The organism is Streptomyces sp. NPDC107562 (assembly GCF_055657325.1).
Window position 1 is genome coordinate 1 of record NZ_JBVKBE010000008.1, and the last position, 12,150, is coordinate 12,150.

Sequence of the window (12,150 nt, forward strand, 5' to 3'; positions counted from 1 at the left end):
GCGATGTACTCCTTCAGCACGTCGTTCTGGACCGTCCCGGTCAACTGGTCCGCCCGCACCCCCTGCTCCTCCGCCACCAGCTGGTACAGCAGCAGCAACAGGGCCGCCGGCGCGTTGATCGTCATCGACGTCGACACCTGGTCCAGCGGGATCCCGCCGAACAGCACCCGCATGTCCTCGACCGAGTCGACCGCCACACCGACCTTGCCCACCTCGCCGTGCGCCAGCGGCGCGTCCGAGTCATGGCCCATCTGGGTCGGCAGATCGAAGGCGACCGACAGACCGGTGGTGCCGTGCGCGATCAGCTGCCGGTAACGGGCATTGGACTCCGCAGCCGTACCGAACCCCGCATACTGCCGCATCGTCCACGGACGGCCCGTGTACATCGACGGGTAGACCCCCCGCGTGAAGGGATACCCACCGGGCTCACCCAGCCGCACGGCCGGGTCCCAGCCGTCCAGGGCGCGCGGCCCGTAGACCGGTTCGACGGGCAGTCCGGACTCCGACTCGCGTGCCATCGTGGGTGCCTTCCCTGTGCGGTGACCACTCCTTGCCCACCACGATGCCGCGCCGTTCGCGACCCGTCATGCGCGGGAACCATCTCAGGTGACACCGGCGTACTTCGGTGAGAGGGCGGGGACTGGTCATGCGCAGTGCACTGACGGGGAGGACGGCGGCCGCGCTGGCGGCGCTGGCGGCGGTGTGCGGGTGCACCGCGCAGGCCGTGGACGCGGACGGAAAGCCGCGCGGGCCGATCCATGTCGAGATCACCCGTACGGCGCCCGCGCCGCCGCCGACCACCCGCTCCCCGGCCCCCGAGCGGCCGGCCGCCCCGGCCCCGGCGCCCGCGCCGGTGCTCTGGTCCCCCGGCGACACCGGGCGTGACGTGCGCGAACTCCAGGCCCGACTGCGGCAGGTCGCGTGGTTGTTCGACGGTCCGACGGGGACGTACGACGATCTGACCGAGCAGGCCGTACGCGGCTTCCAGGGCAAGCGCGGGCTGCCCCGCACGGGCACCACGGACACGGTCACCTGGCAGCGGCTGCTGGGCATGACCCGCGAGCCAGGTCACTGGGACCTGTACCTGATGGGCGGTCAGCCGGCCGGCGCGCCGGACGCGCGCTGCATGACCGGCCGGGTGCTGTGCATCAGCAAGTCGAGCCGCACCTTGCGCTGGATGGTCGACGGCCGCACGGTGACGACCCTGCCGGTGCGCTTCGGCTCGGAGTACACCCCGACCCGGGAGGGCGAGTTCCAGGTGTACTGGAAGTCCCGCGACCACCACTCCACGCTGTACGACTCGCCGATGCCGTACGCGATGTTCTTCAGCGGCGGGCAGGCCGTGCACTACTCGTCCGACTTCGCCGTCCGCGGCTACGCCGGGTCCTCGCACGGTTGCGTCAACGTCCGGGACGAGGCGGCGATCGCGCAGCTGTTCGGTGAGGTGCGCAACGGCGACCGGGTCGTCGTGCACCGGTGAGGTTCGGGGCGCGGGCGGGACCGGGGGAACGTGTCCCGCCCGCGCTCAGGTGCACGAGCCGTAGGTACGGGGGGAACCCCGGCTCAGTGCGACAGCCGATGACCAGTCGGCTCACTCTGTACTGCGCCGAGCCGGCCCGAAACGTCACACCCCTCGGACAGAAATATCTACGGGCTCACGAAAACGCAGGTCAGGGACGAGGGGCGGCGACCACGCGGAGGTGCGGGTGCCGAGGCCGTCGCGGCCGGACACCGGCCCGTCGTGCCCGCCGCCGCCACCTCCGTCGTCGCCGTCGCCACGACCGTCACTGTCACCCCTGCCGTCGCCGTCGCCACGACCGTCGCCGTCGCCGCGACCGTCGCCGTCGTCCCTGCCGTCACCGTCGCCCCTGGTGGGGCCGTCGTCTCCCTTGCCGTCCGAGTGGTCGTCGGCGTCCCTGTCCCGGCCCTCGTCCCGCCGGCCGTCGAAGCCACCCAGCACGGTGTCGCAGTAGGCCCGCATGCGCGAAGGGCCGCCCGCCGCCCTGCGCAGGGCACGCTCGCCGTCGTGGTCCGGGCTTCGGCCCTCCCACAGGTCGCGGCAGGCCGAGATGAGCACCCTCCACCGGTCCCGGGCGTCGCGCGGGTGCTCTTCGCTGTCCCGGCCGGCGGACGGGGAGTCGCCCCCGGACGCGCCGGGGCCGCCGACGGCGGGGCCGCCCGTGGCCCCGTCCGGGGTGGGCGAGCCGGGCTGTGCGCTTCCCGTGGGCCCGGACGGGTCCAGCGGCAGCTCGGGCGGCTCGGCTGCCGAGACGGAGGCGGCGGGGCGCGGGTCCTCGTCGTGGAACGGCGCGTCCAGGGCTCCGGTTCCGGCGGCGACGGCCACTCCTCCGACCATCGCGACGGCCAGCGCGGCGGCCAGCCCCAGTCGCAGCGGGCGGCCCCTGCGCGGGTGGCGGGCGGCACGCGTACGGCCGCCCCCGCGGCCGCCGATGCGCACCAGTCCGGCGTCGCAGGCCCGCACACCGCCCGGCGCGTCAAAGGCGGCGCGCTCGCTGTCGCGGTCCGCCCGCACCTTGCGGAAGGCGGCCAGCGCGGCGGCCTCACCGGGGAGTTCGTCGCTGGTCAGCGGGGGTGTCGCGGACAGTGCGCCGAGAGCGCGGGCGAGCCGGTCGGCCTGTTCGCGGGTGGCGTCGTCGGCAGCGTCCAGTGGCTCCCCGCTCAGCAAACGCTCCGCCGTGTCGCGGTCCAGCCACTTGTGCTGCTCGTCGGCCATCACATGTCCTTCTGCGTCCGCGCGCGCGTAGGCGTCACACTCGCGGACGTCGACGCGCGACCGCGCGGTTCTCGCTGGGGCGGCATGGCATCGAGCACGCCGGCGGATTCCGGATCGTCGCCGAGGTCGCCGAGCAGCTCGGCGAGCCGTCTCAGCCCCCGGTGCGCGGCGGTGCGCACGGCACCCGCCCGTTTGCCGAGCGTCTCCGCGGCGGTGTTCGCGTCGAGTCCCACCACCACCCGCAGCACCACGGCCTCGGCCTGGTCCTGCGGCAGCCGGGCGATCAGGGAGAGGGCGTGGTCGGTGGCGAGGGCCTCGATGGCCTCGCCCGCCGTGTCGGACTCTGCGGCCCGGCCGGTCAACTCGGTCTCGTCACCACCGATCGCGGGCCGCCGGCCACGCATCCGTATGTGGTCCAGGGCCCGGTTGCGCGCGATCCGGGCGGCCCACCCGCGGAACCGGTCCGCGTCGCCGCTGAACCGCTCCAGGTCCCGGGCTATCTGCAGCCAGGCCTCGGACGCCACGTCCTCGGCGTCGGGATCGCCGACCAACGTCCGTACGTATCCCAGCAGACGTGGGTGCACCGCGCGATACACCGTGCGGAACGCGCTTTCGTCCCCGCTCCGTGCCGCGAGCACCGCGGCCGTCAGCTCCGCGTCGTCCCCCACCGCGCGCGCCCTTCTTTGCGCCAAGCCGGCGCCGCTCGCACGGACCGGGATCTCGCCGTCGTGATTCCTCACCTCAGTGGTCGCCGTTCGAGGACCGCTGCGGTTGCGGTGGTCGTCCCGCCCCCGCACTCCGGCGCGAAAGGCACGTTACGTCTTGAAACTGCCTCCCGTCCATGCAGGTAGTCGTCGATGCAACTAACTCGTGACGCAGTGGGGTGTGACAGAAAACGCAGTCATGACGCTGAAGGAAGTACGGGCCGCCGCGCGGCCCGTGCCGCGCGACGGCCGGGGCCTCTCCTGTGGGGGGTGGCGGCCCCGGCCGTTGCCTTGGCCCCCTCTCGCCCCCCGGCCTCAACGCTCGGCGCCCCGCGCCCGCCAGTCGTCCCGGCGGCGCGTACGGGCCCGGTGGGCGCCCGCTTCCCGGGCCGCGCGGAACGCGGCCATCGCCCGCCGCTCGGCCTCCGCGTCCACCCCGGCGTCCCGCAGGACGGCACCCAGCAGCGCCGCGAACCGGCCGCCGCGCCGGGCTCGCCCGACCCGCTGCTCCTCGTTCCTCACGACTCCTCCGCACCCTGGGTGCCGTCGCCCGGACCGTCCTCGGCGCCGAGGCGGCGGGCGAGTCGTCGAAGACCGCGGTAGGCGGCCGTGCGCACCGCGCCGGGCCGCTTGCCCAGCACCCGGGCGGCGGCGGGGCCGTCCAGACCGACGACCACCCGCAGCAGCACGGCCTCCGCCTGGTCGCGCGGCAGTTCGCGGACCAGGGCCAGGGCCCGCTCGGTGGTGATGGACTCCAGGGCCTGGTCGTACGTGCTGTGGGGACCGGGCAGATCCAGGACGTCCGGTTCGAGCGCGGCCGGCCGGGGCCGGGCCCGGGTGCGGCGCAGATGGTCCAGCGCCCGGTGCCGGGCGATGGTCGCGGTCCAGCCGCGAAAGCCCGCCCCGTCACCCCGGAACCGGCCGAGGTCGCGGGCGATCTCCAGCCAGGCGTCGGACGCCACGTCCTCGGCGTCGTCGCCGACCAGCCCGCGCAGATAGCCGAGCAGACCCGGCTGCACCAGCCGGTACGCGACCGCGAAGGCGGGCTCGTCGCCGTCCTGCGCCCGTGCGACCGCGGCACCCAATTCCCCGTCGTGCGCCTGCACGCGACGGGGTTCCCCTCCCTGGCCCACAACCGTCCTCGTTCGCACCGCGTTCGTAGGAAGTCGGCACCGTGCGACACGAACCGGCCGTGTCGACGCCCCCAAGGTCATCAGCGTCAGGCCTCACAGAAGTGTCACAGCTCGTCAGAAGCCCTCGCGGTCCCCGGCGTCACCCGGCGCCGCGAGGCTCCCTCACCCGCCGGCGCTCGCGTCCCGGCACAGCAGGCGCAGCGAACCGTCGCCGGTGAAACAGCGGCGCGCCTCGTCGATGGGGTCGAAGAGGCGGCCGTCCGGCGTGCGGACCCAGTGGTCACCGCCGCTCGCCCACCACTCGGCGCCCACCTGACGGGCGATCACCTCACCGGCGTAGGCGCCGAGTCCGCGCAGGACGGGTTCCGCGGCGGCGTACGGCGTCCCCTCCCGGCGCAGTTCGTCGATCAGCCGGTCGGCGCGCCACAGTGACTGCGCGGAGTAGTCGAGCCGCAGCCGCGCCCCCTCCCGCAGCGTCGCCACCGCGTCCGCGGCCCAGCGCACCGGCTTCGTCGCGGCCGAGGGCCTGTTCTCCGGGGTCGCCCCCGCTTGGGTCGTCGTCACAGTCTGGGTCGTCACATGGGGTAAAGCGCCCCGCGACGACGATTCGTCACGCCGGTTCGGCCCCTGCCCGCAACCGGCGCAGGACCGCCCCACGGCACCCCGAGGACGGTCACAGGATCCTTGCGCGAGGCCGGGTTTACGACCCCGGATCCGGGGCTCCGGTCCGGGGGTGCGGCCCGCGTCGATGCCCCGCGTCGATGCCTGCGTCGATGCCTGCGTCGAGGTCGAGGTGCGCGGCGAGCCGGGGAGCCGCCGGCGTGTGTGTCAGGCGTTCCTCGCCCGGCGGGAGACCACCGCGCGCAGGACCCTGCGGCCCTCCGTCGACACCTCCAGGGCGCGGCGCAGACCGGTCGTGCCGTGCTCGGTGAGGAGTTCCAGGACGGTGATCTGGCGGCGCAGTTCGGCGGCGACGAGCGGCGACATGGCGGCCGTACGGTCCGCGACGGGCCCCGTCTCCGACCGGACGGCGCCAAGGATCTGCGGGAACGTTTCGGCGGATGCGGCGCCGTCCTCCGCCGGGTCGAGCAGGCGGTGCACCTGGAGCGCCGCCACCGAGCAGCCGTCGGCCCACACCCGGGCCTCGTCGGCGGACCGCACGGCCGGGGCGGCGGCCAGCATCCGGCGGACCAGCAGCGCGGCCTCGTCCTCGACGTCGGCGGCGTCCATGACGTCCGCGACGCCCAACTGCCCGCGCGCCTTGTCCAGCAGCGCGCCCCACTCGACGGTGTCCCCGTCGTCCGCCAGGTTCGCCCACAAGGGGCGCAGGACCTCGTCATCACCCCCGAGGAGCGGAACGCACCGGTCCAAACAAGCCAGCGCGCTCACGGTCAGCCCGCGTTCGTCGGCCTGCGCGATCAGTTCCACCAGGCTCATCCACGCCTCCCGTTCCGGGGCGCCATCCCTTACGGAGCCCGCACTTCCCCTAACTGCGCGCCATACTGCCGTACTGTCACACCGGCACGACACCCAGTCGCTGAAGGAACAGGAAGAAGAGGTTTTCGGCCAACGGGGTCGAGAGCGGCGCCCAGCACGCCGGCCGGCGCCCCGGCCGGCGAGGTGCTCAGCCGAGTCGGTCGGCCAGTGCGCCGAACTCCGCCCAGGAGAGCTGCGGCTCGCGCGGGTCCCACAGCTTCTGGACCGTCGCCCGCAGCGGCATCCGGATCCCCGCGGCCACCTGGTCCTGCGTCTGCGAGTTCGCGAGGTCGCACCACACGGCGAACGAGCCGCCGAGGATCTGCTCGTCGTAGCCCGCCGCGACCGGTTCCGTCCCGCGCAGCACCCGCGGCGTCCACTGCTCGTAGATCCGCTGCCCGGTCGGGTAGACGAAGGTCTGCGGCTGACCGAGCACGTAGTACAGGAACTCGTCGTTGTAGTTGATGACCTTGCGCCCCGCGCTCAGGTACTCCGCCGGCTGCCGCGCGCCGATCTCCTTGCCCGTCCAGTACGCGACCTCGATGTCCTTGTCGGGCTGCACGGAGGCGTCGGTGTAGAAGCCGTCGTTCCACGCCCGCGGCGTACGGTCGAGCGCCCGGACCGCGGCGGCGCGGTCGTTGAGCCATCCGGTGGCGAGGTCGGCCACGGTGCCGCCGGGGCCGTACGCCTCGCGCGCGGCGGCGGCGAGCTGCGGGTAGGAGGCCTGCGGGTCGGACACGGTGAGCGCCCGGTACTCGTCGCCGCCGAGGTGCCACTGGGAACCGGGGAAGAGTCCGGCGTACTCCTTGAACAGCTCGTCGACGAGCTTGCCGGCCTCGGGGTTCGCGATGTCCACGGCCCCGGTCGCCGCGACGCCCTGCGCGTTGCGCAGCTGCAGGTCCGGGTGCGCGGCGATCACCGCGCCCAGGTGCCCCGGAGAGTCGATCTCCGGGACGATGCTGATGTGCCGGCTCTCGGCCAGCTGGACGATCCGCCGGACCTCCGCCTTGGTCAGATGCTGCTCCGAGACGATCTCGGGGTGCGAGGCGGACTCGATCCGGAACCCCTGGTCGTCGGAGAAGTGCAGCCCCAGTTCGTTGAACTTGAGGTCGCCCAGCTCGCGTATCCGGTCCTCGATCCAGCCGGCCGTGAAGTGCTTGCGGGCGATGTCCACCATCAGACCCCGCCGCTCCTTGGCCGGCTCGTCCCGCACGACCCCCTCCGGCGCCGTGGCGCCGTCGTGCACCGTCTGCTTCAGCGTGCGGGTCCCGTAGAAGACCCCGGCCTCACCGGCCCCGCTGATGGCGACCCGCCCGTCGCGGACGGTCATGGTGTACGACTCCGGGTTCGCCCCGTCGGCCCCGCTCAGCGACAGCCGGACGTCACCGGCCCGGGAGTCGCCCTTCTCCCCCGCATAGGTCAGACCGAGCTCCCCGGCTATCAGCCGCCCCTCGTCGGCCAGCCCGGCGGCGCCCACCACGACCCGCCCGCCCTGCTCGGGCTGCCAGCCCGGACCCCGTGCCGGGGAGTGTTCACGGACGGCGGGGATCGTGCGCGGAGCCGTGGACAGGGGGTAGGAGCGGGTGGGCGTCGGGGTGGGGGTCGGCGCGGCCGCGGCGGGCGAGCCCTCCGGTGCCCCCTTGCCGGTCCACAGCCCCAGACCGAGACTCACGAGCACCACCGCGGTGGCGACCGCCACGATCAGCCACCGCGTCCGTATGTCGCTACGCGCCGGCGCCCGGCGCCTGTGCTGGCTCACTCCCCCAACGTACGACGTGGAGCGTCCACCGCGCGTCTTTAAACTCTCCCGTCCGGGTGAAATTCAGGCATCGCTCGGACACGCCGTGAACACTCTCGATAGCGTGACGGCACATCTCCCACAGCATCCCCTGCCGACACACGCGACGCCCACGAGGAATCACGCTGCCCGCGCACCGTCTCCCAGACCTCCCCGGCCGAGTCGCCATACCGGTGCGGACCGGCCCGCCACCCGTCCTGGCGCACTTCAACGCCGCCCCCGCCGCGGCGCTCCGGCAGGCCCTCCTCGGCTGCCTGAACAGCCTCCGCTGGGCGGACCGCGTCACGGCCCACCGCCCCTATCCCGACCTGGCCGCCCTCCTCGCCGCCTCGGACGAGGCCGCGTACGACCTCACCGCCGCCGACCTGGCCGAAGCGCTGTCGGCCGAGTCGCTGCCGGCCCTTCCGGAGGACGCGTACTCGGCCGCGCACACGGCGCTGGGCGCGGCCCACGCGGCATACGAGGCCCGATTCGGCCATGTGTTCGTCATCTGCCTGGACGGCACACATCCGGACGAGATCCCCGACCGGATGCTCGCCGCGGTGCGATCACGATTGACCAACGATCCCGAGGAGGAGCGGGTCGTGGCGGCGGAGGAACTCCGCCACCTGGCCAGGGGGCGGCTGCTGGAGCTGCTCAGAGGGGCGAGGGACTGTGTGACCAGCCACGATGCGGGCCCGTCCGGCACCTAGACGCGGGCCCGTCCGGAACATAACGGAACAGCCCACCCGAATAGCCCGTTCGACTGCCAGTTTGATCACATCGCCAGACCCGGGCTCAGCCGAGCGGCAGCGCGTCGCTACGATGCTGGGGGCCGGTGGACCGTACCCGGCCGGGCCCGTCCGACACCGAAGCCGGCAGGCCCCAGTCCCCGCTCCCGGAGGGTTCTTCCGTGCCGGCTGGAACGCTGTACCGCGGCCGGGAAGGAATGTGGTCCTGGGTGGCTCATCGAGTCACCGGCGTCCTCATTTTCTTCTTCCTGTTCGTACACGTGCTGGACACCGCTCTCGTCCGTGTCTCCCCCGAGGCATACGACAAGGTCGTGGCCACCTACAAGACGCCGCTCGTCGCCGTGCTGGAGTACGGCCTCGTGGCCGCCATCCTCTTCCACGCGCTCAACGGCCTGCGTGTCATCGCCGTCGACTTCTGGTCGAAGGGCCCGCGCTACCAGAAGCAGATGCTCTGGTCCGTCATGGGCGTCTGGCTCGTGCTGATGCTCGGGGCGATCTACCCCGTCCTCGGCCACGCCGCTCGTGAAGTCTTCGGGAGCTGACGCGCATGTCCACCACTGAGCAGACCGCCTCCGGTATCGGCCCCGTCGAGGGTGCCTCCGTCTACACGGTCGACAACCCCGCGCCGCTCATCGAGCCGCCCCGCCAGCGCACCAGGAAGACCCCGCGCAGCACGCGCGGCAACTTCGAGATGGCCGCCTGGCTCTTCATGCGGCTGTCCGGCATCGTGCTGGTCGTCCTGGTCATCGGCCACCTGCTGATCCAGCTCGTGCTGGACGGCGGCGTCTCCAAGATCGGCTTCGCCTTCGTGGCCGGCCGCTGGGCGTCCCCGTTCTGGCAGGTCTGGGACCTGCTGATGCTGTGGCTCGCGATGCTGCACGGCGCCAACGGCCTGCGCACGATCATCAACGACTACGCGGAGCGCGCGAACACGCGCCTGTGGCTGAAGGGCCTGCTGTACACCGCAACGGTGTTCACGATCCTGCTGGGCACGCTGGTGATCTTCACCTTCGACCCGAACATCCGCTAGGCACGGGGCTGAGGTACCACTGATGAAGATCCACAAGTACGACACCGTCATCGTCGGCGCCGGTGGCGCGGGCATGCGCGCGGCCATCGAGTCGACCAAGCGCAGCCGCACCGCCGTGCTGACCAAGCTCTACCCCACCCGCTCCCACACGGGCGCCGCGCAGGGCGGCATGGCCGCCGCGCTGGCCAACGTGGAGGAGGACAACTGGGAGTGGCACACCTTCGACACGGTCAAGGGCGGTGACTACCTGGTCGACCAGGACGCCGCCGAGATCCTGGCGAAGGAGGCCATCGACTCGGTCCTCGACCTGGAGAAGATGGGCCTGCCGTTCAACCGGACCCCGAACGGCACGATCGACCAGCGCCGCTTCGGCGGCCACAGCCGCAACCACGGCGAGGCCCCGGTACGCCGCTCCTGCTACGCGGCCGACCGCACCGGCCACATGATCCTCCAGACGCTGTACCAGAACTGCGTCAAGGAGGGCGTGGAGTTCTTCAACGAGTTCTACGTCCTGGACCAGCTGATCACCGAGGTCGACGGCGTCAAGCACTCGGCCGGTGTCGTGGCGTACGAGCTGGCGACCGGCGAGATCCACATCTTCCAGGCGAAGGCAGTGATCTACGCCTCCGGAGGCACCGGCAAGTTCTTCAAGGTGACGTCGAACGCGCACACGCTGACCGGTGACGGCCAGGCCGCCGTCTACCGCCGGGGTCTGCCGCTGGAGGACATGGAGTTCTTCCAGTTCCACCCGACCGGCATCTGGCGCATGGGCATCCTGCTGACGGAGGGCGCCCGCGGTGAGGGCGGCATCCTGCGCAACAAGGACGGCGAGCGCTTCATGGAGAAGTACGCGCCGGTCATGAAGGACCTCGCGTCCCGTGACGTCGTCTCGCGCTCGATCTACACGGAGATCCGCGAGGGCCGCGGCTGCGGCCCCGAGGGTGACCACGTCTACCTGGACCTCACCCACCTGCCGCCGGAGCAGCTGGACGCCAAGCTCCCGGACATCACCGAGTTCGCGCGCACCTACCTGGGCATCGAGCCGTACACGGACCCGATCCCGATCCAGCCGACGGCGCACTACGCGATGGGCGGCATCCCGACCAACGTCGAGGGTGAGGTCCTGGCGGACAACACCACCGTCGTCCCGGGCCTGTACGCCGCAGGCGAGGTCGCCTGTGTCTCCGTGCACGGCGCCAACCGCCTCGGCACCAACTCGCTGCTGGACATCAACGTGTTCGGCAAGCGGGCCGGCATCTCGGCGGCGGAGTACTCGCAGAAGGCGTCCTTCGTCGAGCTGCCGGAGACCCCGGAGTCCCTCGTCCTGGAGCAGATCGAGCGGCTGCGGACGTCGACGGGCAACGAGCGGGTGGCGACCCTGCGGCGGGAGCTGCAGGAGACCATGGACGCGAACGTCATGGTGTTCCGCACCGAGCAGACGATCAAGACGGCCGTCGAGAAGATCGCCGAGCTGCGCGAGCGCTACAGGAACGTGGCGATCCAGGACAAGGGCAAGCGGTTCAACACGGACCTGCTGGAGGCCATCGAGCTGGGCAACCTGCTCGACCTGGCCGAGGTCATGGCGGTCTCCGCGCTGGCCCGCAAGGAGTCCCGCGGCGGTCACTACCGCGAGGACTACCCCAACCGCGACGACGTCAACTTCATGCGCCACACCATGGCGTACCGCGAGGTCGGCGCCGACGGCACCGAATCCATCCGTCTCGACTACAAGCCGGTCGTCCAGACCCGCTACCAGCCGATGGAGCGTAAGTACTGATGGCTACACCCGTTCTGGACAAGGCCGAGGCGCAGTCCGCGGCCTCCCCGTACATCACCGTCACCTTCCGGGTCCGCCGGTTCAACCCGGAGGTCTCGGCGGACGCGACCTGGGAAGACTTCCAGCTGGAGATCGACCCCAAGGAGCGCGTCCTCGACGGTCTGCACAAGATCAAGTGGGATCTGGACGGCACCCTGACGTTCCGCCGCTCCTGCGCGCACGGCATCTGCGGCTCGGACGCCATGCGGATCAACGGCAAGAACCGCCTTGCCTGCAAGACGCTGATCAAGGACATCAACCCCGAGAAGCCGATCACGGTCGAGCCCATCAAGGGCCTGACGGTCCTCAAGGACCTGATCGTCGACATGGACCCGTTCTTCCAGGCGTACCGCGACGTGATGCCCTTCCTGATCACGAAGGAGACCAACGAGCCGACGCGTGAGCGCCTGCAGTCCGCCGAGGACCGCGAGCGCTTCGACGACACGACGAAGTGCATCCTGTGCGCGGCGTGCACCTCCTCGTGCCCGGTGTTCTGGAACGACGGCCAGTACTTCGGCCCCGCGGCGATCGTCAACGCCCACCGGTTCATCTTCGACTCGCGCGACGAGGCCGGTGAGCAGCGCCTGGAGATCCTCAACGACCGTGACGGCGTGTGGCGCTGCCGTACGACGTTCAACTGCACGGACGCCTGCCCTCGCGGTATCGAGGTCACCAAGGCGATCCAGGAGGTGAAGCGGGCGCTGATCACGCGCCGCTTCTGATCTCCG

At 71.9% G+C, this 12,150-nt stretch carries 14 protein-coding genes; 6 read left to right on the forward strand and 8 right to left on the reverse strand.

Annotated elements, in window-relative coordinates; all coding sequences use genetic code 11:
- The coding region (locus tag ACZ7LV_RS22055) for a methylmalonyl-CoA mutase family protein (RefSeq protein WP_471941498.1) at window positions 1-518 on the reverse strand (518 nt) is incomplete at its 3' end.
- Between the two features lie 128 nt (window positions 519-646).
- On the opposite strand from ACZ7LV_RS22055, the gene ACZ7LV_RS22060 reads away from it, so the two are divergent.
- Window positions 647-1,480, forward strand: a complete 834-nt coding sequence (locus ACZ7LV_RS22060) for a L,D-transpeptidase family protein (RefSeq protein WP_471941500.1) — start codon at window positions 647-649, stop codon at window positions 1,478-1,480.
- Window positions 1,481-1,624: 144 nt separating this feature from the next.
- On the opposite strand, the gene ACZ7LV_RS22065 is transcribed toward ACZ7LV_RS22060, so the two are convergent.
- From ACZ7LV_RS22065 to ACZ7LV_RS22095, 7 genes are all read right to left on the reverse strand, one after another.
- The gene (locus ACZ7LV_RS22065) at window positions 1,625-2,734 is read right to left on the reverse strand and encodes a hypothetical protein (protein ID WP_471941502.1); all 1,110 of its coding nucleotides are present in this window, start codon (window positions 2,732-2,734) and stop codon (window positions 1,625-1,627) included.
- Window positions 2,734-3,402, reverse strand: coding sequence for an RNA polymerase sigma factor (locus ACZ7LV_RS22070; RefSeq protein ID WP_471941504.1), 669 nt, complete (start codon window positions 3,400-3,402; stop codon window positions 2,734-2,736). The genes ACZ7LV_RS22065 and ACZ7LV_RS22070 overlap by 1 nt, the downstream gene beginning before the upstream one ends.
- 351 nt (window positions 3,403-3,753) lie before the next feature.
- A complete protein-coding gene (locus tag ACZ7LV_RS22075; RefSeq protein ID WP_471941506.1) occupies window positions 3,754-3,960 on the reverse strand; it encodes a hypothetical protein in 207 nt (68 codons plus the stop codon).
- On the reverse strand, window positions 3,957-4,571 hold the full coding sequence (locus ACZ7LV_RS22080; RefSeq protein ID WP_471941508.1) for an RNA polymerase sigma factor: 615 nt from the start codon (window positions 4,569-4,571) through the stop codon (window positions 3,957-3,959). The genes ACZ7LV_RS22075 and ACZ7LV_RS22080 overlap by 4 nt, the downstream gene beginning before the upstream one ends.
- 162 nt (window positions 4,572-4,733) lie before the next feature.
- The gene (locus ACZ7LV_RS22085; protein ID WP_471941510.1) at window positions 4,734-5,135 is read right to left on the reverse strand and encodes a hypothetical protein; all 402 of its coding nucleotides are present in this window, start codon (window positions 5,133-5,135) and stop codon (window positions 4,734-4,736) included.
- A 264-nt stretch (window positions 5,136-5,399) separates the two neighbouring features.
- Window positions 5,400-6,008: a hypothetical protein gene (locus ACZ7LV_RS22090; RefSeq protein WP_471941512.1), complete on the reverse strand. Its 609-nt coding sequence runs from the start codon at window positions 6,006-6,008 to the stop codon at window positions 5,400-5,402.
- A 187-nt stretch (window positions 6,009-6,195) separates the two neighbouring features.
- A complete protein-coding gene (locus ACZ7LV_RS22095) occupies window positions 6,196-7,806 on the reverse strand; it encodes a beta-N-acetylhexosaminidase (protein ID WP_471941514.1) in 1,611 nt (536 codons plus the stop codon).
- A 206-nt stretch (window positions 7,807-8,012) separates the two neighbouring features.
- Between ACZ7LV_RS22095 and ACZ7LV_RS22100 the strand changes: the two genes are divergently transcribed.
- From ACZ7LV_RS22100 to ACZ7LV_RS22120, 5 genes are all read left to right on the forward strand, one after another.
- The gene (locus tag ACZ7LV_RS22100; protein WP_471941942.1) at window positions 8,013-8,537 is read left to right on the forward strand and encodes a 2-oxo-4-hydroxy-4-carboxy-5-ureidoimidazoline decarboxylase; all 525 of its coding nucleotides are present in this window, start codon (window positions 8,013-8,015) and stop codon (window positions 8,535-8,537) included.
- Between the two features lie 200 nt (window positions 8,538-8,737).
- Entirely contained in the window at window positions 8,738-9,118 is a 381-nt protein-coding gene (sdhC, locus tag ACZ7LV_RS22105) for a succinate dehydrogenase, cytochrome b556 subunit (protein ID WP_471941516.1), read from the forward strand.
- A 5-nt stretch (window positions 9,119-9,123) separates the two neighbouring features.
- Window positions 9,124-9,606: a succinate dehydrogenase hydrophobic membrane anchor subunit gene (locus ACZ7LV_RS22110; protein ID WP_401680119.1), complete on the forward strand. Its 483-nt coding sequence runs from the start codon at window positions 9,124-9,126 to the stop codon at window positions 9,604-9,606.
- 22 nt (window positions 9,607-9,628) lie between these two features.
- On the forward strand, window positions 9,629-11,383 hold the full coding sequence (gene sdhA / locus ACZ7LV_RS22115; RefSeq protein ID WP_471941518.1) for a succinate dehydrogenase flavoprotein subunit: 1,755 nt from the start codon (window positions 9,629-9,631) through the stop codon (window positions 11,381-11,383).
- A complete protein-coding gene (locus tag ACZ7LV_RS22120; protein WP_471941520.1) occupies window positions 11,383-12,144 on the forward strand; it encodes a succinate dehydrogenase iron-sulfur subunit in 762 nt (253 codons plus the stop codon). Before sdhA ends, ACZ7LV_RS22120 begins: the two co-directional genes overlap by 1 nt.
- The last annotated feature ends 6 nt before the right edge of the window (window positions 12,145-12,150 follow it).

Bases quoted from the DNA above. Each gene is read 5' to 3' on its own strand.
- ACZ7LV_RS22060 (WP_471941500.1), top strand. From the start codon at position 647: ATGCGCAGTGCACTGACGGGGAGGACGGCGGCCGCGCTGGCGGCGCTG.
- ACZ7LV_RS22110 (WP_401680119.1), top strand. From the start codon at position 9,124: ATGTCCACCACTGAGCAGACCGCCTCCGGTATCGGCCCCGTCGAGGGT.
- ACZ7LV_RS22120 (WP_471941520.1), top strand. From the start codon at position 11,383: ATGGCTACACCCGTTCTGGACAAGGCCGAGGCGCAGTCCGCGGCCTCC.
- sdhA (WP_471941518.1), top strand. From the start codon at position 9,629: ATGAAGATCCACAAGTACGACACCGTCATCGTCGGCGCCGGTGGCGCG.
- ACZ7LV_RS22065 (WP_471941502.1), bottom strand. From the start codon at position 2,734: ATGGCCGACGAGCAGCACAAGTGGCTGGACCGCGACACGGCGGAGCGT.
- ACZ7LV_RS22090 (WP_471941512.1), bottom strand. From the start codon at position 6,008: ATGAGCCTGGTGGAACTGATCGCGCAGGCCGACGAACGCGGGCTGACC.